Annotated in this window: 23 protein-coding genes and 1 pseudogene; 7 read left to right on the forward strand and 17 right to left on the reverse strand. The window is 68.3% G+C overall.

Features of this window, described 5'->3' with window-relative positions; all coding sequences use genetic code 11:
- The first annotated feature begins 17 nt into the window (after window positions 1-17).
- Entirely contained in the window at window positions 18-668 is a 651-nt protein-coding gene (locus A5692_RS21050; protein ID WP_068059483.1) for a DUF1345 domain-containing protein, read from the forward strand.
- A gap of 33 nt (window positions 669-701) precedes the next feature.
- On the opposite strand, the gene A5692_RS21055 is transcribed toward A5692_RS21050, so the two are convergent.
- The 3 genes from A5692_RS21055 to A5692_RS21065 form a co-directional block, all read right to left on the reverse strand.
- Window positions 702-1,631: an LLM class F420-dependent oxidoreductase gene (locus A5692_RS21055; protein WP_068059309.1), complete on the reverse strand. Its 930-nt coding sequence runs from the start codon at window positions 1,629-1,631 to the stop codon at window positions 702-704.
- 107 nt (window positions 1,632-1,738) lie between these two features.
- Window positions 1,739-2,068: a hypothetical protein gene (locus A5692_RS21060; RefSeq protein WP_156766198.1), complete on the reverse strand. Its 330-nt coding sequence runs from the start codon at window positions 2,066-2,068 to the stop codon at window positions 1,739-1,741.
- Window positions 2,069-2,303: 235 nt separating this feature from the next.
- The gene (locus tag A5692_RS21065; RefSeq protein ID WP_068059315.1) at window positions 2,304-3,503 is read right to left on the reverse strand and encodes a cytochrome P450; all 1,200 of its coding nucleotides are present in this window, start codon (window positions 3,501-3,503) and stop codon (window positions 2,304-2,306) included.
- Window positions 3,504-3,802: 299 nt separating this feature from the next.
- Between A5692_RS21065 and A5692_RS21070 the strand changes: the two genes are divergently transcribed.
- Window positions 3,803-4,486 (forward strand): TetR/AcrR family transcriptional regulator, encoded by a 684-nt coding sequence (locus A5692_RS21070; protein WP_068059318.1) that lies wholly within the window; start codon window positions 3,803-3,805, stop codon window positions 4,484-4,486.
- Between the two features lie 161 nt (window positions 4,487-4,647).
- Here A5692_RS21070 and groL read toward each other — a convergent pair whose 3' ends face one another.
- The 14 genes from groL to glmS form a co-directional block, all read right to left on the reverse strand.
- Complete coding sequence (gene groL / locus A5692_RS21075; protein WP_068059321.1) at window positions 4,648-6,279, reverse strand: chaperonin GroEL; 1,632 nt, start codon at window positions 6,277-6,279, stop codon at window positions 4,648-4,650.
- Between the two features lie 88 nt (window positions 6,280-6,367).
- Window positions 6,368-6,670, reverse strand: a complete 303-nt coding sequence (gene groES, locus A5692_RS21080; RefSeq protein WP_007167930.1) for a co-chaperone GroES — start codon at window positions 6,668-6,670, stop codon at window positions 6,368-6,370.
- A gap of 200 nt (window positions 6,671-6,870) precedes the next feature.
- Window positions 6,871-7,896, reverse strand: coding sequence for a tRNA (adenosine(37)-N6)-threonylcarbamoyltransferase complex transferase subunit TsaD (gene tsaD, locus A5692_RS21085; protein WP_068059324.1), 1,026 nt, complete (start codon window positions 7,894-7,896; stop codon window positions 6,871-6,873).
- On the reverse strand, window positions 7,893-8,360 hold the full coding sequence (gene rimI / locus A5692_RS21090; protein WP_068059327.1) for a ribosomal protein S18-alanine N-acetyltransferase: 468 nt from the start codon (window positions 8,358-8,360) through the stop codon (window positions 7,893-7,895). The genes tsaD and rimI overlap by 4 nt, the downstream gene beginning before the upstream one ends.
- Window positions 8,357-8,980, reverse strand: coding sequence for a tRNA (adenosine(37)-N6)-threonylcarbamoyltransferase complex dimerization subunit type 1 TsaB (gene tsaB / locus A5692_RS21095; RefSeq protein WP_068059487.1), 624 nt, complete (start codon window positions 8,978-8,980; stop codon window positions 8,357-8,359). Before tsaB ends, rimI begins: the two co-directional genes overlap by 4 nt.
- Window positions 8,977-9,468, reverse strand: coding sequence for a tRNA (adenosine(37)-N6)-threonylcarbamoyltransferase complex ATPase subunit type 1 TsaE (gene tsaE / locus A5692_RS21100; RefSeq protein ID WP_156766202.1), 492 nt, complete (start codon window positions 9,466-9,468; stop codon window positions 8,977-8,979). Before tsaE ends, tsaB begins: the two co-directional genes overlap by 4 nt.
- Window positions 9,469-9,490: 22 nt before the next feature.
- Window positions 9,491-10,546 (reverse strand): alpha/beta fold hydrolase, encoded by a 1,056-nt coding sequence (locus tag A5692_RS21105; protein ID WP_197514527.1) that lies wholly within the window; start codon window positions 10,544-10,546, stop codon window positions 9,491-9,493.
- A 52-nt stretch (window positions 10,547-10,598) separates the two neighbouring features.
- Complete coding sequence (gene alr / locus A5692_RS21110) at window positions 10,599-11,774, reverse strand: alanine racemase (RefSeq protein ID WP_068059337.1); 1,176 nt, start codon at window positions 11,772-11,774, stop codon at window positions 10,599-10,601.
- A 269-nt stretch (window positions 11,775-12,043) separates the two neighbouring features.
- The gene (locus tag A5692_RS21115) at window positions 12,044-13,426 is read right to left on the reverse strand and encodes a glutamate decarboxylase (RefSeq protein ID WP_068059340.1); all 1,383 of its coding nucleotides are present in this window, start codon (window positions 13,424-13,426) and stop codon (window positions 12,044-12,046) included.
- A gap of 15 nt (window positions 13,427-13,441) precedes the next feature.
- A complete protein-coding gene (locus A5692_RS21120; protein WP_068059490.1) occupies window positions 13,442-14,863 on the reverse strand; it encodes an NAD(P)H-hydrate dehydratase in 1,422 nt (473 codons plus the stop codon).
- A 45-nt stretch (window positions 14,864-14,908) separates the two neighbouring features.
- A complete protein-coding gene (locus A5692_RS21125) occupies window positions 14,909-15,586 on the reverse strand; it encodes a rhomboid-like protein (RefSeq protein ID WP_068059344.1) in 678 nt (225 codons plus the stop codon).
- Between the two features lie 74 nt (window positions 15,587-15,660).
- Window positions 15,661-16,533, reverse strand: coding sequence for a DUF4436 domain-containing protein (locus tag A5692_RS21130; RefSeq protein WP_068059493.1), 873 nt, complete (start codon window positions 16,531-16,533; stop codon window positions 15,661-15,663).
- Window positions 16,534-16,797: 264 nt separating this feature from the next.
- Window positions 16,798-17,688: a DUF4436 domain-containing protein gene (locus tag A5692_RS21135; RefSeq protein ID WP_068059347.1), complete on the reverse strand. Its 891-nt coding sequence runs from the start codon at window positions 17,686-17,688 to the stop codon at window positions 16,798-16,800.
- A gap of 91 nt (window positions 17,689-17,779) precedes the next feature.
- Window positions 17,780-19,645, reverse strand: coding sequence for a glutamine--fructose-6-phosphate transaminase (isomerizing) (gene glmS, locus A5692_RS21140; RefSeq protein WP_068059350.1), 1,866 nt, complete (start codon window positions 19,643-19,645; stop codon window positions 17,780-17,782).
- Window positions 19,646-19,710: 65 nt separating this feature from the next.
- On the opposite strand from glmS, the pseudogene A5692_RS30485 reads away from it, so the two are divergent.
- The 5 genes and pseudogenes from A5692_RS30485 (at window position 19,711) to A5692_RS21165 (ending at window position 23,075) form a co-directional block, all read left to right on the forward strand.
- A pseudogene (locus A5692_RS30485) lies at window positions 19,711-20,103 on the forward strand (DUF2510 domain-containing protein).
- Window positions 20,104-20,521: 418 nt separating this feature from the next.
- Window positions 20,522-20,743, forward strand: coding sequence for an Rv1535 family protein (locus A5692_RS21150; protein WP_068059354.1), 222 nt, complete (start codon window positions 20,522-20,524; stop codon window positions 20,741-20,743).
- Between the two features lie 23 nt (window positions 20,744-20,766).
- Window positions 20,767-21,606: a dienelactone hydrolase family protein gene (locus A5692_RS21155; protein WP_068059357.1), complete on the forward strand. Its 840-nt coding sequence runs from the start codon at window positions 20,767-20,769 to the stop codon at window positions 21,604-21,606.
- Between the two features lie 25 nt (window positions 21,607-21,631).
- The gene (locus tag A5692_RS21160; protein ID WP_068059360.1) at window positions 21,632-21,982 is read left to right on the forward strand and encodes a nuclear transport factor 2 family protein; all 351 of its coding nucleotides are present in this window, start codon (window positions 21,632-21,634) and stop codon (window positions 21,980-21,982) included.
- A 49-nt stretch (window positions 21,983-22,031) separates the two neighbouring features.
- On the forward strand, window positions 22,032-23,075 hold the full coding sequence (locus A5692_RS21165) for an LLM class F420-dependent oxidoreductase (protein ID WP_068059363.1): 1,044 nt from the start codon (window positions 22,032-22,034) through the stop codon (window positions 23,073-23,075).
- Window position 23,076: the final 1 nt, after the last annotated feature.

Raw genomic sequence — 23,076 nt, forward strand, 5'->3', positions numbered from 1 at the left:
CGTGCTTAGGTCGGGTGGTGGAAAACCTCGTTCAGTTGTTTCGCGACACGGTCGCGGCCCGGATCGCGGTGGCCGCCCTGCTCGGAGTCGCCGCGGCACTCGCGGTGGGCAACGCGTTGGGGTGGCGATTCGCGCTGATCGGCTGGATCGTCACCGCGGGTGTCTACGTGGTGTGGACGCGGCTGCTGCTGGGCGGTATGGACGCCGATCAGACCTGCAGATACGTGACGAGGGAGGACCCCACTCGGTGGGTGGCCGACGCGGTCATCGTGTCCGCGAGCGTCGCGAGCCTGGGCGGGGTCGGTTACGTGGTGGCCGCTGCATCGCATTCGGGCCCCGAGAAGGTAGCGGCCGCCGTCGTCGGCGTCTTGACCGTTGCGGCGTCCTGGTTCGCCGTACACACCTTGTTCACCGTGCACTACGCGCGCCTCTATTACTCCGACGGGCCAGGGGGAATCAACTTCCACGACCCGGAGCCACCCCGCTTTCGCGACTTTGCCTATGTCGCCTTCACCGTCGGCATGACCTTTCAGGTGTCGGACACCGAGATCGGACTGACATCGATCAGGGCGACGGTGTTGCGCCACGCGTTGCTGTCTTACCTCTTCGGCGCGGTCGTCTTGGCGGTCACCGTCAACTTGATCGCGGGGCTGGGCGCCAAAGCCTGATCATGCCGAGAAGGATGACGCGTAACCGGCACCTCACCGCGCGTCGACGACCGGCTTCAGCGCCTCGCCCACCGCAGTGACGACACCGGGTGTGTAGCGGTGCGTCGGCAGGTTGACGATCACGCCGTCGATGCCCACGTCAATGATCCGGCGCTTGATCTCGTCGGCAATCTGGTCGATGGTGCCGGTGACCGCCCGCCCACCGTGGGCCTCCCCGATGTCGCTGGGCGCGCCGTAACCGTCGTCGACGACGACGGTGAGCAACGAGCTGGTCTCCAGAGTCGAGGGATCGCGGTCGATTTCCGCGCAGCGCTGGCGTAGCACCTCGAGCTTGCCGGGCAGCTGGTCGATGTCGGCGATGATGTTGAGGTGGTCGGCGTAGCGCGCGGCCAGCCGGAACGTCTTCTTCTCCCCGCTGCCACCGAGCATGACCGGGATGTGGTCGCGGTAGCGGGGCTCGTTGATCGCGCTTTCCGTGCGATACCACTTGCCGGTGAAGGTGGGACGCTCGCCGTGCAGCATCGGCACGATGATGTCGAGCGCCTCCTGCAGCTTCTCGAATCGCTCGGTGAACGTGCCGAACTCGAAGCCCAGCTGCTGGTGCTCCAACTCGAACCAGCCCGCCCCGATGCCGAGGATCGCCCGGCCTGCGCTCACGACGTCGAGGGTGGTGATCGCCTTCGCGAGCAGGGTCGGGTTGCGGTAGGTGTTGCCGGTCACCAACGTCGACAGCTGCACCCGCTCCACCGCGGCGGCCAGGGCACCGAGCGCGGTGTAGGCCTCCAGCATGGGCTCGTCGGGCTCGCCGAGGCCCGGTAGCTGGTAGAAGTGGTCCATCAACAGGACGGTGTCGAAGCCGGCGCTTTCGGCCTCGCGGGCCTGGGCTTGGACGGCGGGAAACAGTTCGGCGACTTGTGTGCCGTAGGAGAAGTTGGGAATTTGTAGTCCGAGGCGAATGGTCACGCACGACTGCAACACGGCCGCGCGTCGTTTCCATTCCGACCGTCGGGGCTAAATCAGTTACCTCTGCGCGAATTCGGCGAGCTCGGCACTGACCGCCACGGGATTCGCTAGGGGCACATGAAGCTGATCGGCGGGCAATGCCGGATGGTGATCGCTTCGATCGGCGGGTTGTCGCCGTCCCAGATCGAGGTCGGCCGGCCCTGCATGGTGACGTTGCCCATCCCGTATTGGGTCGGATACCAGGTGTGGCAGACACTCCAATCCCAGTCGATGTACTGGTTCACCACGTAGGGCATCTGCTTCGGGTTGCCCGGGCACCAGCGGTGCGGTTCCATCGTGTCCGCGTGAGCGACGCCCACACCCCACCCGGTTAGCGCGGTACTCCCCGCCAGCACTGCGGAGGCGGTGAGTCGCTTCGTCATGTGGGCAAGCGGCATGATGGCTGTCCTCTCTGGTGTCTTGGTGGAAACCAGTGCACAAGCCCCGCCTGGCTACCGATCCCAACAAACCGAATCCGGGGAATCAACAGCCTTACGTATGCTCGGGCCCGATCCGGCCGTCTGCATCCGGCAGGTGGTACGAGTGCACGCTTATGACTTGGCGCCAAAACAGCCTGCGACTGCGGCCCATCGTCTCGCTACGGGGCCTGGATTCCTTGCCGATGCGTCTGAGCTAGATGAAGGCGGGCATCGATTCCCAGCCTCGGACAGCCGACGCTGATGATAAGTGTGCGTTCTGGGTGTCGATGTCCCATTCGGGGAAGCGCTTGAGGATCTCCTCGAGCGCGATGCGTGCCTCCAGCCGCGCGAGTGCCGCTCCTAGGCAGAAGTGAGCTCCCACGCTGAATGCCAGGTGCTGACGCGGCTGGCGATGGATGTCGAATCGGTCTCCGTCAGGCGGGAATTGGCGATGGTCGCGGCAAGCTGATGCGATCAGCGGCATCATGACGCTGCCTTCGGGCACTGTGTGGCCGTGCCACTCGGTATCACGGGTGGCGTAGCGGGCGAGGTGCGGTACGGGGGCTTCGTAGCGCAGCAGTTCCTCGATCGTCTGTGGAATCAACCGATGATTGGCTGCGATTTCGCGCCGCTGGTCGGGATGGTCGGCGAGAACTTTTCCGGCCCAGCCGAGTAGCCGGGTGGTGGTCTCGTTGCCTGCGGAGGCGACGAGGCTGATGTAAAGCAGGATTTCGTCGCGGGTCAGGGTTCGGCGGACTCCTGTCTCGTCGTCGAATTCGACGTTGAGGAGTTCGGTTGTGATGTCGTCGGAGGGGTGTTCGGCGCGCCAGTCGAGATAGGCGGCAAACACCTCGTCGTAGTGGACGCCTTCCGAGGCCAGTGTCATGGGTTGGCCGGCCTCGGTGAGCAACGAGGCATTTGAGCGTTCCCGGATTTGTTCTTGGTCGTCTTCGGGAATGCCGACCAGCATTCCGATGACTCTCATCGGCATCTGCGCGCCGAGATCGGCGATGAAATCGAAACGCCCAGTGCCGACGAGAGGGTCGAGACATTGTTCGCAAAACGCGCGAATCTTGTCCTCGAGTTCGGCGATCTTGCGGGGGGTGAACATCCGCGCGAGCAATTTACGATGGATGTCATGAACCGGTGGGTCTTCGAAAACGATGATGCCGGGCGGTATTTCGATGTTGGCCTTAATCACTTCGAGGATCATTCCGCGGGCTGAACTGAACGTGCCGGTGTCGACAAGCGCACGACTCACGTCCTGGAAACGACTGAGCGCATAGAAATCGTATTGCTCGTTGTAGTACAGCGGCGACTCCTCGCGCAGCCGCCGGAACATTGGGTAGGGATCGGCGAGAAGTTCCACATCGTAGGGGTCGTACCGAATGTCGTTGACCTCAGTTACGGTCATGGGCCGTCCTTCTGGTGCAGTGGAACCTGCCGCGATTCATTGATGTATCACAGCAGACCTAGCGCCGACTGACAAGACAAATCGAAGCAATATGTTGCGTCATCGTTGACTGTCGCGGATACGCGTGGTGTCGTGAAGAGGAACTCCTGCGCAGCAGTCGCGCACTTGTTCTTGAGATTTCGTACGAACTGGCACGCGTGAAGCGACAAGATATCGTTGAACTCGGCCCCGGCTCGCAATACTTCTAGCGACAGGTTGTCATGTCATACCGAACTGGAGCACCATGATGGGTCTCAACCTTGCGTAGCCATGGATGGTCAGGCCACACGCCGGCCTCCGACGAGGAAGCCGTCAACAGGATTCTGGACGCGGTTGACTCCTTGGTTGCCGAAGGCGGATCGGCCATCCGCGTCAGCGACCTGGCCCGCGTTCTGGGAGTGAGCCGCCAGACCATCTACCGTTACTTTCCTGGGGCTGAAGCGCTTCTGGTCGGCAGCCAGATGCGTTCGGCTAACGGCTTTCTCGATCGATTAGCCGATCACCTGCGTGGGTGGACAAATCCGGCGGCTGCCGTCGTCGAGGGCGTAGCATTCGCGGCCGAGGAGTTCGCCGACGACCCGCTGATGGCGCGGTTCCTAGAGACACGGTTACCGGGTGGCACGTCAGCCTCGTTCACCGCCGGTGCGGCATTTGCTCTCGGACGAGAAATGTTCCGGCGATATGACGTCGGCTGGGCCGCCCATGGCTTCGACGACGCTGCGATGGACGACCTCATCGAACTCGCTGTACGCACACTCCAGTCGGTTCTGCTCGATCCTCCCGTGCGGCCACTCAACCCAGTGGTACTCCGCAGTCTCGTGGGCAGATGGCTTGGACCGGCCGTCCTCTACCACCAGCTGACCCGCGACATCGATGCACTAACCGCTCTCACGCATGCCAGCCAACTGGCTTCCAGCGCTCGCGGATCAGTCAAATTGGCGTGACCAGAGCGCATCCAGCCACCCGGAGCTACCAGCCCCCCACCCGCTACGCTGCCGCCTGTACCCACCGATGAACGGCTCTCGTTTGAGGCCGCGGCGTAGCCATCGACAAAGCGAAGGCCCCCGTTCCGAAGCGGATACGGGGGCCTCGCTGTTCCTACTGACTAGTGGTGGTGGTGATGCCCGTGGCCGTGGCCATGGCCGTGGTCATCGTGGTCGTCGGCGGGCTTGTCGACGACCGCGGTCTCGGTGGTCAGCACCATGCGCGCCACCGACGCGGCGTTGAGCACCGCGGACCGGGTCACCTTGACGGGGTCGATCACGCCGTCTGCGATCAAGTCGCCGTAGGTGAGCTTGTCGGCGTTGAGCCCGTGCCCGGCCGGCAACTCGCTGACCTTGTTCACCGCGACCGCACCGTCCAGGCCGGCGTTGGTGGCGATCCAGTACAGCGGTGCCGCGAGCGCCTCGGCGAACACCGCGACGCCCGCCGCCTGCTCGCCGGTCAGCGACTCGCGCAGCTCCTTCAGCGCGTTGCGCGCGCCGATGAGCGCCGACCCGCCACCCGCGACGATGCCCTCCTCGACGGCGGCCTTGGCGGCCGCGACGGCATCCTCGACGCTCTCCTTGCGTTCCTTGAGCGCCGTCTCGGTGGCGGCGCCCACCTTGATCACGGCCACGCCGCCGGCCAACTTGGCCAGCCGCTCCTGCAACTTCTCGCGGTCCCAGTCGGAATCGCTCTTCTCGATCTCGGCGCGCAGCTGCTTGATCCGGTCGGCGACCGCCTCCTTGGAGCCGCCGCCGTCGACGATGATGGTGTCGTCCTTGCTGACCACCACGCGCCGGGCCGAGCCCAGCACGTCGGTGCCGACCTCGCGCAGCAGCAGGCCGGCGTCGGGGTTGACCACCTGGCCTCCGGTGACCACTGCCAGGTCCTCGAGGAACGCCTTGCGCCGGTCGCCGAAGAACGGCGCCTTCACGGCAACCGCCTTGAGCGTCTTGCGAATCGAGTTGACCACCAGCGTCGCCAGGGCCTCGCCCTCGATGTCCTCGGCGATGATCAGCAGCGGCTTACCGGACTCGGCCACCTTCTCCAGCATGGGCAGCAGGTCGGGCAGCGAGCTGATCTTCTCCTGGTGCAACAGGATCAGCGGGTCGTCCAGCACGGCTTCCTGCGCGTCGAAGTCGGTGACGAAATACGCCGACAGGAAACCCTTGTCGAAACCGATGCCCTCGGTGAACTCGAGCTCGGTGCTCAGCGTCGAGGACTCTTCGACGCTGACCACGCCGTCGGAGCCGACCTTGGTCATCGCCTCGCCGACCAGCTCGCCGAGGTGCTGGTCGCGCGACGACACGGTCGCCACCTGAGCGATGCCGTCCTTGCCGGACACCGGGGTGGCCGCCGCCAGCAGCGCCTCGGACGCGGCGTCGGCCGCCTTGGAGATGCCCACGCCGAGCTCGATCGGGTTGGCGCCCGCCGCAACCAGCCGCAGGCCGCCCTTGACCAGCGCCTGCGCCAGCACGGTCGCGGTCGTGGTGCCGTCACCCGCCACGTCGTTGGTCTTGGTGGCCACCGACTTCACCAGCTGGGCACCCAAGTTCTCGAAAGGGTCTTCCAGGTCGATCTCACGCGCGACGGTCACGCCGTCGTTGGTGACGGCCGGGCCGCCGAATGCCTTGGCCAGCACCACATGTCGGCCGCGTGGCCCCAACGTCACCCGGACCGCGTCGGCGAGCGCGTTGACGCCGGCCTCGATGGCGCGGCGCGCGGTCTCGTCATACTCAATGATCTTGCTCATCAGGCTCCTTTAAGAAGGGCGATAACGCGTGCCGCCCCGGAAATCACCCGCGGTAATGCGCGGGGATCGCCGGGGCGGGCCACGGTGCTTACTTCGATACGACGGCCAGCACGTCGCGCGCCGACAGGATCAGGTACTCCTCGCCGTTGTACTTGATCTCGGTGCCGCCGTACTTGCTGTAGATGACGGTGTCGCCTTCCGAGACGTCAAGCGGGATCCGCTTCTCGCCGTCCTCGTCCCAGCGGCCGGGACCGACTGCGACGACGGTGCCTTCCTGCGGCTTCTCCTTGGCGGTGTCAGGAATGACCAGACCGGACGCGGTCGTGGTCTCGGCCTCGTTGGCCTGCACGAGAATCTTGTCCTCGAGTGGCTTGATGTTCACCTTCGCCACGATTGGAGCCCTCCACTAGTTAGATCGGGTCCGGGGCGGGTGCCCCGGAATTATCAAGGGATTCGGCAGTCGTCCGTGCCCGGGCGCCGTCGTCGCGGGTGCCGGCGCAGGGTTTGGCCGATTGCCACCTAGCACTCTATACACGAGAGTGCTAGCACTCAAGGGCACCCCGCTGCGTAGCGGGTATTCGCTACAAGCGATCAACTCACCTGGGCTTTTACGACCGGCAGGCCCGGGTCACTGGCCGCATCCAGTGGCGAGGGCGGCGCCCCGGCGGCCACCAGGTGCGCGGCGAAGGAGGCGATCATCGCCCCGTTGTCGGTACAGAGCCGCGGCCTCGGAATCCGCAGCGTCAGTCCGGCCGCCGCGCAGCGCTGCTCGGCCAACTCCCGTAGCCGTGAGTTGGCCGCCACTCCCCCGGCGATCAACAGCGTCGAGACGCCGAGCCGGGTCGCCGCGCGCACCGCCTTCGTGGTCAGCACGTCGGCGACGGCCTCCTGGAAACCCGCGGCGACATCGGCGTTCACCGCGTCGGGGTGGCCCTCCAGATAGCGTGCGACGGCCGTTTTGAGGCCGGAGAAGCTGAACGCATACGGGTCGTCCGCGGGGCCGGTCATGCCGCGCGGGAAGGCGATCGCGTCGCGATCGCCGGTGCGGGCCAGGTCGTCGAGCACCCTGCCGCCGGGGTAGCCCAGGCCCAGCAGCCGGGCCACCTTGTCATAGGCCTCGCCGGCGGCGTCGTCGACGGTGCTGCCCAGCTCGCTGATCGGTTCGCCGAGGGAACGCACGTGCAGGAGGTGCGTGTGGCCGCCGGACACCAGTAGCGCCACGCACTCGGGCAGCGGCCCGTGTTCGTAGACGTCGGCGGCCAGGTGGCCGCCCAGGTGGTTCACCGCGTAGAACGGCACCCCCCACGCGGCCGCATACGCCTTGGCCGAGGCCACCCCGACCAGCAGCGCGCCGGCCAGGCCGGGCCCGATGGTGGCGGCGACGATGTCGGGCTTGTCCAGGCCCGCCGCCGCCAGCGCGCGGCGCATGGTGGGGCCGAGGGCCTCCAGATGTGCCCGCGACGCGATCTCGGGGACCACGCCGCCGAAGCGGACGTGTTCGTCGACGCTCGACGCCACCTCGTCGGCCAGCAGCGTCACGGTGCCGTCATCGTCGAGCTGCGCGACGCCGACTCCCGTTTCGTCGCAGGAGCTTTCGATGGCCAGGATGGTTTTCACAGGGCGCCCCGGCGCATGGTGTAGGCGTCGGCGCCGCTGGCACGGTAGTAGCGCCGGCGCAGGCCGATCCGCTCGAATCCGACGCTTTGGTACAGCGCGATGGCCGCCTCGTTGTCGGTGCGGACCTCCAGGAAGACGACGCCCCCGTCGGCGAAGATCAGCAGCTCGTCGAGCAATCGACGGCCGATGCCCCGCCCCTGATAGGCGGCGTCCACGCCGATGGTGTGCACCTCGTACTCGAACGGTGGGGTGCGGCCCAGCCGCGAGATTCCGGCATACCCGACGAGGACGCCGCCGACCCGCGCGCCCACGTAATGGTTGTGGGGGCTGGCCAGTTCCCGGTTGAAGGCCGCAGCGGGCCACGGGTCGTCGCCGTCGAACAGCTGCCTTTCCAGCTCCGCGCAGCGCGACGCGTCGGCGGGGGTCAGCGCACCGAGCGTCACGGGCTCGCTCGGGGCCGTCATCCGCGCGCCGCCATGGGTTTGGCGTCCGGGCGACGCAGGTAGAGCGCCACCAACGGCAACGGGCGTTGCGACCAGTCGGGCACGGCGGCGACGAGGCCGGCCGGTGTGGGGTAGACCGGCCCGCGGTGCGGCAGGCCGAACGGCTCGGCATGCTCCTTGGAGCCGGCCACCGCCTGCGCGCCGCCGGGATCGACGTCGACCGGAGCGTTGACCCCCGGTCCGTCCATGCGGAACCCGTCGCGATAGCGCGCCCAGTAGACCTCGCGCCTGCGGGCGTCGGTGACCACCAGCACCTCGCCGGTGGTGCGCACCCCGATGGCGTCCAGGCTGCACACACCGCGCACCGGGATGCCCAGCGCATGGCCGTAGGCGGCGGCGGTGGCCATCCCGACCCGCAGGCCGGTGAAGGGGCCGGGGCCGCAGCCCACCACGACGGCGTCCAGGTCACCCATCGTCAGCCCGGCGTCCGCGAGGGCGGCCATGACGTTCGGGGTGAGCCGTTCGGCGTGCGCCCGGGCGTCGACGGTGACCCGCTCGGACAGCACGGTCATGTCGTCGCGCCGGACGATCCCGGCGGTCACCGCCGGGGTGGCAGTGTCGAGGGCGAGAACGAGCGTCACGAGCGCACCCACTGCCACGAGGCGATCCGCACGTCCGATCCGCTCAGGCGTTCCAGGCGGATGTCGAGGTGACGCTCGGCAAGCCGTTCGACGATGCCCTCGCCCCACTCCACGACGACGACCGCGTCGTCGAGGTCGGTGTCGAGGTCGAGTGAGTCGAGCTCGCCGAGCAGGTCGGCGCCGTCGGTGTCCAAGAGCCGGTACATGTCGACGTGAATCATCGCCGGTGCGCCGGGCCGCCGCGGCGGGTGCACCCGCGCCAGCACGTACGACGGTGAGGTGACCGGGCCGTCGACGTCCATCGCCGCGGCAATTCCCTTGGCCAGCACGGTCTTTCCCGCGCCGAGCGGTCCGGTGAGCACCACCACGTCCCCCGCGCGCAGTTGCTCGCCAAGGCGCGACCCCAGCGCGACGGTGTCCTCGACGCGGTCCAGGGTGGCCGTGCCCGCGTCTTGCGGCGATCGCAAGCGCGGCGAAGACGGGCGCAGCGGGCCGCCGCCATCAGACCTTTCAGCGACCACGCCGCCGCAGCCTTTCCCGCATCCACCGGGCCGCCAGCGCGGTGCGGCCCGGGGTGGACCGCTTGACCAGGCGGACCAACCCGTCGTTGATCGCGTCGGGCTTGTCCAGCAGCGCGAGGTGGCTGGCGCCGGCGACGATGACCAGTTCGGATTGCGGTAGCGAGGCCGCCATCTTGCGGGAGTATTCGTCCGGGGTCAGCAGGTCGTGATCGCCGCAGGCGATCAGGGTCGGGATGCGCAGCAGGGTCCACAGGCCGGCGGTTTCGTCGTGGGCTTCCAGCGCCTCCAAGAACTCCACCATGGTCGGGATGGGGGTGCCGTTCATCATCCGCTGGGAGAAGGCGTCCAGGCTGCGGCTGACGTGCAGGTCGCTGTAGGAGGCGGCCCGCAGGACGGGGCCGATCAGCGAGCGCGACACGTTGCGGCCGCGGTGCATGAGCTTCGGCGCGGACCGGGCGGTGAACCGGAACGCTTCCAGCGCCGGGTTTTTCAGGATCTCACCCAGCGGGGATCGGGCGACGCCTTCCGCCGCCGACGAAATCAACGCTGCCCCGACGATGCGGTGCCCGTACTGGTCCGGGAACTGGCGCGCGTGCGACAACACCGTCATGCCGCCCATGGAGTGGCCCACCAACACCACCATCCCGCGCGGCGCGACCACCTGCAGCACGCTCTGCAGGTCCTTGCCGAGTTGAGTCAGCGTGTAGGTCTCCGGCGGGGCCTCGTCGGATTGCCCGTGCCCGCGCTGGTCGTAGAAGACCATCCGGACGCTCGGGCCCACGTGCTGGGGCAGCCGGGTGCGCTGGAAGTGGAAGGCGCCCATGCGCAAACAGAACCCGTGGACGAAGACCATGGTCAGCGGGGCGTCGGCGGGCCCGGCCTCGCGGATCGCCAGGGACACCCCGTCGGGGGTGGTGACCACCGAGCCGCGGTCGTCGTCGATCCGGTCGAAATCCTCGTCGGCGTAAGGGTCTTCGGCGCCGTGGGTGCGCTGGATCATGGAGCGGCGGGCCGAGGCTCCGACGATGGTGGCGAGGGCGGTCACGCCCGCGCCACCCGCGAGCCACGTCCTCCCGTTCTGGCGCCCGCGGGTCTTCTCACGGCTCAATGGTTCGCGCCTCGCGGTAGGTCCGGGTGATGCGCCCGCGGGGGCTGGTCACCACTTCGTAGTGGATGGTGCCGAGCAGGTCGGCCCAGTCCTGTGCGGTGGGTTCCCCGCTGCTGCCGGGCCCGAACAGGATCGCCTCGTCGCCCTCGGCCACGTCGGTCGGGCCGGGGCCGAGGTCGACGACGAACTGGTCCATGCAGATCCGGCCGACCCCGGGCCGGCGCTTGCCGTTGATCGACACGTCCAATCGTCCGCCCAGCGAGCGGAAGACGCCGTCCGCGTAGCCGACCGGCAGCAGGGCCAGGTTCGTGTCGCGTTCCGCGGTCCAGGTGTGCCCATACGAAACGCTCTCGCCGGCACGGATCGACTTCACCAGCGCCACAGGGCATTTCACCGTCATCGCCGGCACCAGACCCATGTCCCCGAGCTCGGGCACCGGGCTCAGGCCGTACACGGCGACGCCGGGCCGCACCAGGTCGAAGGCCAGGTCGGGGCGCGACATGGTGGCCGAGGAGTTCGCCAGGTGCGCCACCTCGAACCGCACCCCCTGCTCGCGCGCCTGCGTCAGCATGTCGCTGAAGCGTTGGGCCTGAAGGTCGTTGACGGGGTTGGCGGGCTGATCGGCGAACACCATGTGCGACATCAGGCCGCGCAGCCGAACGGCCTCGTCGGCGACGGCCCGGCGCAGCGCGGTCAGCATCGACGGGTACTGGGCGGGGTGGACGCCGTTGCGGTTGAGCCCGGTGTCGACCTTGACGGTGACCGTGGCGGTTCGGCCCGTCCGGCGCGCCGCGTCCAGCAGCTCGTCGAGCTGACGCTCCGACGACACCGCGATCTCCACGTCGGCCAGCAGCGCCGGCCCGAAGTCGATGCCGGGCGGGTGCAACCAGGCGAGCACGGGCGCGGCGATCCCGTCGGCGCGCAGCGCCAGCGCCTCGGCGACGGTGGCGACGCCCAGCTCGGCCGCGCCACCGGCCAACGCCGCGCGCGCCGCCTGGGTGGCCCCGTGGCCGTAGCCGTCGGCCTTGACGACGGCCATCACCTGCGCGCGGCCGGCGTGCTCGCGCAGCAACCGCACGTTGTGCTCAATGGCGCCCAGGTCCACCACGGCCTCGGCGACCAGGCCCGGGGTCAGGGATATCGGCGTAACGGCCCACCCTTTCATGCCCGCCATTGTCCCAGAACCGGGGGCAGGCGCCGCCCGCTCACGGCCCAGGATTGTCGCAACAGCCACAGCAGCCCCACACGTCCCCGCGCCGGGCCGCATCCTATGCGCCCGCCTCCGAGCGACAAGTCGGCCGCGACGAGCTGGGGACATGTCCCGCTCAAATCGTCTGGTGGCGCCCGAAGTACTTGTGATCTTCGCTATAACCGCCGTAGCCGCTGCCGATCTCGGTGTATCTGGCCAGGAACTCGATGCCCTTGATCGTCGTCCTAGTGCGCGAAGTGCTGGGCGTCGTAATGGCCGCCGGGCTTGAGCTTGTCCAGCGAGGTCAGCGCCGAGACGGCGTCGTCGTGCAGCGCCCGGGCCAGGTCGGCGGAGAGCCCCTCGCGCACCACGATGCGCAGCACCGAGACGTTGGTGGCGTTGTCGGGCATGGTGTAGGCGGGCACCTGCCAGCCGTAGGTGCGCAGCTCGTGCGACACGTCGAATTCGGTGTATCCGCGGTCCCCGGCGAGCCGGAACGCGACCACGGGGATCGCCGAACCGTCCGAGATCAGCTCGCAGTGGTCGCTGACCCGCAGCTGCTCGCCCAGCCACCGCGCCGTCCCGGACAGCGCCTGCATGACCTTGCCGTAGCCGTCGCGGCCCAGCCGCAGGAAGTTGTAGTACTGGCCGACCACCTGATTGCCCGGGCGGGAGAAGTTCAGCGTGAAGGTCGGCATGTCGCCGCCCAGGTAGTTGACCCGGAAAACCAGCTCCTCGGGCAGGTATTCCTTGCTGCGCCACACCACGAATCCGACACCGGGGTAGGTCAGCCCGTACTTGTGACCGCTGACGTTGATCGACACCACCCGGGGCAGCCGGAAGTCCCACTTGAGCTCCGGGTGCAGGAAGGGCACCACGAATCCGCCGCTGGCCGCGTCGACGTGCACCGGCACGTCCACCCCGCCGCCGGCGGCCAACTTGTCCAGCGCACCGCAGATCTCGGTGACCGGTTCCAGTTCACCGGTGTAGGTGGTGCCCAGGATCGCCACCACGCCGATGGTGTCCTCGTCGACGGCGTCCACGACCTGTTCCGGGGTGATGACGTAGCGGCCCTCCTCCATCGGCAGGTAGCGCGGTTCGACGTCGAAGTATCGGCAGAACTTCTCCCACACCACCTGCACGTTGGAGCCCATCACCAGATTGGGCCGCCGGCGTTCCCAGCCTTTCCCGACCTTCGCTCGCCACCGCCACTTCATAGCCAGCCCGCCCAGCATGACCGCCTCGCTGGAGCCGATCGTGGACACCCCGCACGCGCTGTACGGGTCGGCGTCGTTCAGGTCTTCGGCGTGGAACAGGTCGGCCACCATGCACACGCAGCGCTGCTCGATCGCCGCGGTCGCCGGGTACTCGTCCTTGTCGATCATGTTCTTGTCGAACGTCTCGGCCATCAGCCGGCCCGCCTCGGGGTCCATCCATGTGGTGACGAAGGTGGCCAGGTTCAGTCGCGAGCTGCCGTCGAGCATCAACTCGTCGTGGATGAAGCGGTAGGCCGCCTCGGGGTCCATCGACTCGTCGGGCATCCGCAGCGCGGGCACCGGCGAGGTGAACAGGCGGCCCGTGTACGCCGGGGTGATCCCGTGGGCGGGCAGGGAAGGATGTTGGGGCACTGCGGAGAGTCCTTTCTAGAGGGCGGCCAGCGCGGCCCTGATGTGCGGAACCATGCGGGACGACGACGTCGGCGCGTCACCGGGCCCCGGGTCGGCGGCCGACAGCGCCGCCGCCCGGGCGTGGACGAACGCCGCAGCCGCGGCCGCCTCGGCCGCCGGCAGCCCGGAGGCCAGCAGGGCGCCGATCATGCCGGACAGCACGTCGCCGGAGCCCGCGGTGGCGGCCCAGGATTGCCCGGCCGGGTTGAGGTACACCGGCCCGCCCGGATCGGCGATCACGGTGACGTTCCCCTTGAGCAGCACCGTGGCGCCGAAGGTGTCGGCGAGCTTCCGGCACGCGCCCACCCGGTCGTCCCCGGGGGGATTACCCGCCAGGCGGGCGAATTCACCGGCGTGCGGGGTCAGCACCGTGGGCGCGGTGCGGTTGGCGGCCAGCTCGGGGTGCGCCGCCAGGATTGTGAGCCCGTCGGCGTCCACGATCACCGGCAGGTCGGTCTCCAGCGCGAACCACAGCGCGGCCGCCCCGGTGTCGTCGGTGCCCAATCCCGGCCCGACGACCCAGGATTGGACCCGCCCGGCCGACGCCGGGGTCGGTGAGGCGATCACCTCGGGCCAGTGCGCGAGCACCTCGTGGCGCGCGCTGCCCGCGTACCGGACCATCCCGGACGTCGCCGCGACCGCGGCACCGGTGCACAGCACGGCCGCGCCGGGATACGTCGACGAGCCGGCCATCACCCCGGTCACGCCCTGGGTGTACTTGTCGTCGTGGGGCCCGGGCACCGGCCAGCGGGCGGCCACGTCGCCGGCCTCGAAACCCAGCACGTCCGTCTCGGGGAGGTCGAGGCCGATGTCGATCAGCTTCACCCGCCCGCAGTCGGCCAGCGCGTGCACGGGCTTGAGCCCGCCGAAGGTGACGGTCAGGACGGCGTGCACTGCGGGGCCGGTGATGGCGCCGCTCGCGACGTCGATGCCGCTGGGGATGTCGACGGCCACCACCGGGATGCCCGCGTGGTCGACCGCCGCGAACACCTCGGCCGCGACCGGGCGCAGCGGCCCGGAGCCGGAGATGCCCACCACCCCGTCGATGACGAGATCGGTTGTGGGCGAGACGCTTTGCACCACGCGGCCGCCGGCCTTGGTGAACGCCGCCAGTGCCTTGCGGTGGGTGTGCTCCGGGTTGAGCAACACCGCGTCGGCGGCCGCGCCGCGGCGACGCACGAAGGTGGCGGCCCACAGGGCGTCGCCGCCGTTGTCACCCGAGCCGACGACCGCGCACACCCGGCGGCCGGCCACCCCACCGGTGCGGGCGCGCAATTCGGCGATGATCTCGGCGGCGAGGCCGAAGGCCGCGCGCCGCATCAGCGCCCCGTCGGGCAGGCTGGCCAGCAGCGGCGCCTCGGCCTGGCGGATCGCGTCTACGGAGTAGTAGTGCCGCACCACAGCCACATTACGGGTAGGGGCCGCGCAATTGGCCGCTGCCGCTCAGGCCGACACCTCGGGCGAACCGCGCCGCCGCGCCATGGCACGCAGTCGCGCGGGGCTCAGCTGTCGGGGGTCCTGGTGGGGGGTCATCGGGTAAAAACACAGCCCGACGAGGATCGAGGTGAAGTGTCCGATCGCGGTGAAGTTCAGCTCGATGCGGTCCATCGCGATCAACGGGAAGCCGAAGATGACGAACAGCACGCCGAGATAGCCCCAGCGCCAGGGGCGCGCGATGTGATAGGCCAGCACGGCCATCACCCCGACCAGGAAGTAGCTCACGCCGATGTCGCGGGCGTGCACCAGCCGTTCCGACGCGTCGTGCTCCTCGATCGCGAAATACAGCAGGCCCTCGCTGAAATAGGTGGACAGGATGTGCGCGCTCAATCCCACAGTGAGCCAACGCAACTGGCCAAGCCAGTGTTCGGCCGGCGCCAGGAACAACGTGAACAGCAGCAGGTAGGGCGTCAGGTTGGCGCCGTCGATCCACAACAGGCTGGAGAACAACACGTCGAGCGGATCGCGGGCCAGCCCATGGATGTTGGTGGAATGGTGCATCAGCATCGAGTGCAGTTGCCGCTGGGGAAGCCAATGCTGGATGAAGGTGGTGATCACCAGGACGATCAGCCACCCGTAGGTCAACGGCGCGCTGCTGACGTAATGCCAGACCGCGAGCCCCATGCTGCGCAGTCGGGACCGCACCGGTGCATTCGTCACGTCATCACCTTCGCACGCTGGCCGCTGCGTCGCGCCCGTTAGCCGGCAAGCGTGTCAACCGGAACCGGATCTGGAGTCGGCGGCGCAGGGGCTTCGGGCTTCAGATGCCGCCACCAGCAGACGATGTAGATCAGCATCGCGTTGACCAGCGCGACGACCACCCACAGGGTGACGGTCACGTCGATCCACGACCCGATCGGCGGCGTGTCGGGCAGGGCGTTGCGCAGCGGCATCACCGCGAACAGCATCGCCGCGTACCAGGTTGTCATGGGCGGCTGGAACTTTCGCCGGTCACGCAGCGTCTGCACGGCGACGTACAGGCCGATCGTGGCGAGCGCGATGAGCATGGTGAGGAGGACGGCGGCGAAGGCTGCGGTGCTGAGCGATCGACTCAGCACGATCGTGTAGGGCGCGGGCACGCCCGATGCGGCGGCGGTAGCCACGTCCACCTTCCAGCCCGGGAGACGGTCGACGAAGGTGACCGACGCCCGTTGCGGCACCGGGTTGGCGCCGTGGAGAAGATCCACCGTGACGGGCCCCGAGTGGTAGCGGTCGAACGGATAGTCCGACGTGTCGCCCGTGATGGTCAGCGGTACGGGATCGACGCCGGGCACCATGCCCTTGGTCCAGGTGCGCCTGCTGGGTGTCACCGCCGAGTGCACGATGAGGGTGAGATCCTCGTTCAGGCCACCGGTCCGGGGGTCCAGCAGGCCGGCGCCGGGCGCGACGGTCACGTTGCCGATCAGCCCGCCCTTGATCGACTGGAGTTCCTGCAGGTCAATCGTGACGGTGGTGCCGTCGGATGACGGCTGGCCGTTGGTGACCTGACGGGGGCAACCGCACCCGGATGTGGTGTAGAGCCCGACCAAGATCGCGTAGCTGGCGACGAAGAGGGCCACCAGGCCGATCATCAACAGGCGCCCGAAGCGTCTGTTCTGCGCCGAGGGACCGTCCGCGGACAACTTGCCTCCCCTGACTCGCTGACGTCAGTCGATTGCCCGGAAATTGTAAGCCGCGCAACGCGGCGGCGGCCTCCTCGACGGTAACGGACGCGCGCGGCTCGGGGTGTGTCGACGTCGCAGGCCGAGAGCGAAAGCCGTGCCGCCGACGGGCTTTGCTCCAACGGCTGTCGGAAATCGGTTGAAACGACGGGACTTCGACCCGATCACCAGACGTTAGCCCGACGGCGCCGGGACCGGCTCTGCCTGTGGAGTGGCAACGTCTGGTCTTAGATGCCGCCACCAGCAAGCGATGTAGAGCAGCATCGCCAGCGCCAACGCGACGATCACCCAGAGCACGATGGTGACATCGATCCACGCCCCGAACGGCGGCAGGCCGGGAAGCGCGTTGCGCAGCGGCACCACAGCGAAGAGCATCGCCGCGTACCAGGTCGTCATGGGTGGCTGGAACTTGCGCCGGTTACGCACCGTTTGGATCGCCACGAACAGGCCCAGGCCGGCGATCGCGATGAGCACGCCGCAAATGACGATGCCGAACACCGCGGTGCTCAGCGCGCGCCGCACGCTCATTCTGTAGGCGTCGTGGCCCGGGATCTTGGTCGCGGAGACCTTGAAGCCGGGCAGGTGGTCGATAAACGTCACCGGGACGAGTTCGGGCGGCTTCGTCGTGTCGCCGCCGGGGAAGAGTTGCACCTCAATCGGTCCGGAGGCGTAGTTGTCGAACGGCCACCGTTCGACGTGACCCGACACGGTCAGCGGGACCGGGAAGACGCCGGGGAGCATGCCTCTTGTGTAATCGCGTCGACTGGGCTGGACCGAGGATCGGACGCGCACCATGAGATCTTCCTTGAGCCGGTGGGTCACTGGGTCCAGCAGCTCAGGACCTGGCGCGACGGCGAGGTTGACGACAACCGCGCTGTAGTTCGACTGCATCTCGTCCACCGTCAACGTCGCCATGCTGTGGGCGACCGTCTCCGCGTCGTCGCTGAGATTGCCGGCCGCGACTCCTTGGACGGTGCTTTCGTAGAGTTCGAACAACGCGACGTACGTCGCTACGACGAGGACGACAAAACCTGCTATGGCGAATCTGGTGACCGCCGACCGCATGTTGCTCCTACCTCCGTGGAGTGGCTTGTTACCCAAGGCAATCTAACGGAATCGCTCGCGTCTCGCGGCGATACGGCCGAAGCGGCGCCGCCTATTCCACGGTGACGGACTTGGCGAGGTTTCGCGGCTTGTCGACGTCGTAACCTCGGGCCTGGGCAACCGATGCGGCGAACACCTGCAGCGGGATGGTCGACAGCAGCGGCTGCAAAAGGGTTGATACCGATGGGATTTCGATCAGGTGGTCGGCGTAGGGCCGCACCGTGTCGTCGCCTTCCTCGGCGATCACGATGGTGATCGCGCCGCGGGCCTGGATCTCGCGGATGTTGGACAGCAGCTTGGAGTGCAACGTGGCCTGCCCCTTGGGCGAGGGCATGACGACGATGACCGGCAGGTCGTCCTCGATCAGCGCGATGGGGCCGTGCTTGAGCTCGCCGGCGGCGAAGCCCTCGGCGTGCATGTAGGCCAGTTCCTTGAGTTTCAGCGCGCCTTCCAGCGCCACCGGGTAGCCGACGTGGCGGCCCAGGAACAGCACGGTCGAGGACTGGGCGAACCGGTGGGCCAGGGCGGCCACCGGCTCGATCATCGCGAGCACCCGCGCGACCAGGTCCGGCATGGCCTCCAGCTCCCGGTACTCCCGCTCGACCTCGTCGGGGTACTTGGTGCCGCGGGCCTGGGCCAGCGCCAGGCCCACCAGATAGTTGGCGGTGATCTGCGCCAGAAACGTCTTGGTTGAGGCGACGCCGATCTCGGGCCCGGCGCGGGTGTAGAGCACGGCGTCGCATTCGCGCGGGATCTGCGAGCCGTTGGTGTTGCAGATGGCCAGCACCTTGGCCTTCTGCTCCTTGGCGTGGCGGACGGCCTCGAGCGTGTCGGCGGTTTCCCCGGACTGCGAGATGGCGACCACCAGGGTGCTGCGGTCCAGCACCGGGTCGCGGTATCGGAACTCGCTGGCCAGTTCGACCTCGACCGGCAGCCGGGTCCAGTGCTCGATGGCGTATTTCGCAAGTAGCCCGGAGTGATAGGCGGTGCCGCAGGCCACCACGAACACCTTGTCGATCTCGCGCAGCTCCTGGTCGGAGAGCCGCTGCTCGTCGAGCAGGATCCGGCCGTCGACGAAATGCCCCAGCAGGGTGTCGGCCACCGCGGCGGGCTGCTCGGCGATCTCCTTGAGCATGAAGTACTCGTAGCCGCCCTTTTCCGCGGCGGCCAGGTCCCAGTCGATGTGGAACTCGCGGTACTCCACGTCGGGGTTGCCGTGGAAGTCGGTGATCCGGTAGCCGTCGGCGGTGAGCACCACGGCCTGGTCCTGGCCGAGTTCGACGGCGTGGCGGGTGTGCGGGATGAACGCGGCCACGTCGGAGCCGACGAACATCTCGCCGTCGCCGATGCCGAGCACCAGCGGCGTGGAGCGGCGGGCAGCCACGACGGTGCCGGGCTCGTCGGCGTTGGTGAACACCAGGGTGAAGTGACCCTCCAGCCGGCGCAGCACGGCCAGCACCGAGGCGGCGAAGTCGCCGGCGGTCGGCCCGTGCCGGTAGGCCTGCGCCACCAGGTGCACCGCCACCTCGGTGTCGGTGTCGCTGGTGAACTCCACGCCATGGGCCTCCAGCTCGTGGCGCAGGCTCGGGTAGTTCTCGATGATGCCGTTGTGGACGACGGCGATCTTGCCGGCGGCGTCGCGGTGCGGGTGCGCGTTGCGGTCGGTGGGGCGCCCGTGCGTGGCCCAGCGCGTGTGGCCCAGGCCGGTGGTGCCGCCCAGCGACTCCGGCGGCATCTGCGCGACCGCCTCCTCCAGGTTGGCCAGCCGGCCCGCGCGGCGGCACACCGTGAGCGTCCCGGCGCCGTTGACGAGTGCGATCCCCGAGGAGTCGTAGCCCCGGTACTCCATCCGGCGCAGCGCATCCATGACGACCTTGCAGGCAGGCTGCTGCCCGACGTAGCCGACGATTCCGCACATTTGAACCAGGGTAGTGCAGGCGGACCACCGGCCCCGCACTCCGCGGTTAGGTTTAGCCCGCCCACCTGCACGAAAGGCCCGTTTTAACCGACCCCTACCGCCGTTTGGATCTCCGCCTCAGCGAGCACACCGGCGCGGTCATCTTCTGGCAACACCGCACCTACACCTTCACCGGGACCCTCGAGCAATGCGAGGCGGCCTACCGCACCGCTCAGCTGCACAACCTGGGGGCCGGATGTGGAGCGTGGTCTCGCTGCTGGTGATGAACTGGGTCGCGCTGATCTCCAACTGGACCGCCATCCGCCACGTGCGCGACCTGGCCGCGCAGCCGCCCGCCGCCGTCGGCCCGCCCCCGGGGTGGTACGGCGATCCGGCGGGGCCCGGGCTCCGCTTCTGGGACGGGACCCCGATGGACGTCGTGGACTAATCCACCCGGTTTTCCGCCGCACGGCCGCTGACCGTCCTGCTCATGCCGTCTTCATAAACGGTAGAAGCGTTTTTCACCTGATGTATTCGTGGCGTTTTCGTCTGCGTCATCGCCCCAGCAATTCAGCTACTTAACATTCTGCCTATCGGCTACGACTGGCAATCACCGAAGCCAGCAGAAAGGACGGATCGTTGACGCCCGCCTGATCGGTCAGCACCTTGATGATCGTGTGATCTACCAGGATAAATGCGCGCAGCGCAACAGTAATTCTCAGCAATAACCGTTTATGACAGACATCAATGCCGATCGTCCAGCTACCCGGTAATCGCGTTTCTCGCCGCGCCTCTAATTTGGCTCGTTATAAAAAGTCCAGGAACGCTTAAGCCGCCGGATAAGTAATCGTTAATAGATGTTAATCCGAAATTTTGCAGACCTTCAAGGGGAGAATCATGACTGCTGTTCTGTTCGACGATGTGGTGACTCTTTCGGCCGCTCCCGCACCGAGCCTCACGCTGGCTCCGGCGCCCAAGCCGGCGCCCAAGCGGCGGCACCGCGAGCCGATCGGCGGTGGCGACCCGATGGTGGACGCCGCGGCCCGGTTGCTCAGCATCCCGCTGCGCCACGTGTATGCGGTGCTCTGGCGGGTCGGCATGATCGAGGTCAGGGCCTAGCGCCGATGCGCTAACGTCGACGCGTGGCCCGCACCCGCAAGCTCGTCGCAGCACTCAGCCGCCGTGGCCCGCACCGGGTTTTGCGTGGTGACCTGGCCTTCGCCGGTTTACCGGGCGTGGTGTACACCCCGGAGGCGGGGCTGGGGCTGCCCGGGATCGCGTTCGGACACGACTGGCTCACCGGGGCCGCCAACTATTCGGGTCTGCTCGAGCACCTGGCGTCGTGGGGCATCGTGGCCGGCGCCCCCGACACCGAACGCGGCCTGGCCCCGTCCGTCCTCAACTTCGCGTTCGACCTCGGCACCGGGCTGGACATCGTGTCCGGTGTCCGGCTCGGGCCGGGCAAGATCAGCGTGCATCCCGCCAAGCTGGGCGTGGTCGGGCACGGTTTCGGCGGCTCGGCCGCCGTGTTCGCCGCGGCCGGTATGCCCAACAAGCTGGCGGCGGCGGCCGCGTTGTTCCCCGCGGTGACCAGTCCCCCGGCCGAACAGCCGGCCGCGACGCTGAAGCTGCCCGGCTTGATCCTGACCGCGCCGGGGGATCCGCGGTCGCTGAACTCCAACGCGCTGTCGCTGTCGCGGGCGTGGGATGCCGCCACGCTTCGCATCGTCAGCAAGGCCCAGCCCGGCGGGCTGGTGGAGGGCCGGCGGCTGACCAAGGTGTTCGGGCTGGCCGGCCCGCACCGGCGCACCCAGCGAACGGTGCGGGCGCTGCTGACCGGTTACCTGCTCGCCACGCTGGGCGGGGACAAGACGTATCGCGACTTCGCCGATCCGGACGCCCACCTGCCCAAGACGGATCCGTTGGATCCCGATGCGCCGCCGGTCGCCCTGGAAGAGAAGATCGTCGCGCTGTTGAAGTGACGCGGTGACGGGGTAATCGCCCCCTGTGTCGACCGTGCACGCGCTGTATGACCGCTGGATCACCGAGCTGTGGGCCGGGCGGCCCTTCGCGTCCGAGATCGTTACCGACGACTTCGTCGGGCACTGGCCCGGCCGGGATGTGCACGGGCCGGAGGAACTGCAACGGGTCGTCACCGAGACCCGAAAGATGTTCGCGGACTTGACGTTTGCGGTCGAGATCGGTCCCCTGTGCGAGGGTGACCTGGTCGCGGGCCGATGGGTGGGGACGGGCCGCGGCCCGGACGGGCCGGTCTCCTTCGCCGGCAACGACATCCTGCGCCTGTCCGGCGACGGCCGGCGGTTCGCGGAGTACTGGACAGGCACGTCGGCGGGCTGACACTGCCGCGCTCCGCGGCCGACGGTCACCGTCGTGGTATCTGTCGTTGATGCGAATCGGGATCGCCCTGGATTATTCGGGCGGGTTTCATCAGGCCGTGGACCGCGTGATCGAACTCGAGAAGGCCGGCATCGACATCGCCGTGGTGGCCGAGGCGTACGCCTTCGACGCGGTGAGCCAGCTCGGTTACCTGGCCGCCAAGACCAACACCGTCGAGCTGGCGTCCGGGGTGTTTCCCATCTACATCCGCACGCCCTCGCTGCTGGCGATGACGGCCGCGGGGCTGGACTTCGTGTCCGACGGCCGATTCCAGCTGGGGATCGGCACCTCCGGGCCGCAGGTGATCGAGGGCTTCCACGGCGTGGAGTTCGACGCCCCGCTGGGCCGCACTCGCGAGATCGTGGAGATCTGCCGCAAGGTGTGGCGGCGCGAGCGGCTGCGGCACGACGGCAAGCACTACCAGATCCCGTTGCCCCCCGACCGCGGCACCGGCTTGGGCAAGGCCCTGCAGCTGATCAATCACCCCGTGCGCGAACGCATCCCGATCAGTATCGCCGCGCTGGGCCCGAAGAACGTCGAGCTGACCGCCGAGATCGCCGAGGGCTGGCAGCCCGTCTTCTACCTCCCCGACAAGGCCGCGTCGGTGTGGGGCGAGGCGCTGGCGGCCGGGACCGCCAAGCGGGACCCGGCGCTGGGCCCGCTGGACGTCATGGTGCACGCGTCGGTGGCCATCGGCGACGACGTCGACGAACGGCTGGCGTGGGTGAAGCCGCAGCTGGGGCTGTACCTGGGCGGGATGGGCGCCAGGGGCCGCAACTTCTACCACGCCCTGGCGACGCGCTACGGGTTCGGCGAGGTCGCCGACTGCATCCAGGAGCTGTACCTGTCCGGCCGCAAGCGCGAGGCCGTCGACGCGGTGCCCGACGAACTGGTGCGCGGCATGTCGCTGGTCGGCCCCCGCGGGTACGTCGCCGAACGCCTGGCCGCGTTCGCCGAGGCCGGCGTGACGACGCTGCTGCTCAGCCCGCTGGCCACCGACCGCGCCGAATCCGTCCGCTTCGTCGAGAACGTGCTGCAACTGCGCCCCGCCTGAG

The sequence above is a fragment of the Mycobacterium sp. E342 genome (assembly GCF_001667665.1).
Taxonomy (GTDB): Bacteria; Actinomycetota; Actinomycetes; order Mycobacteriales; family Mycobacteriaceae; genus Mycobacterium.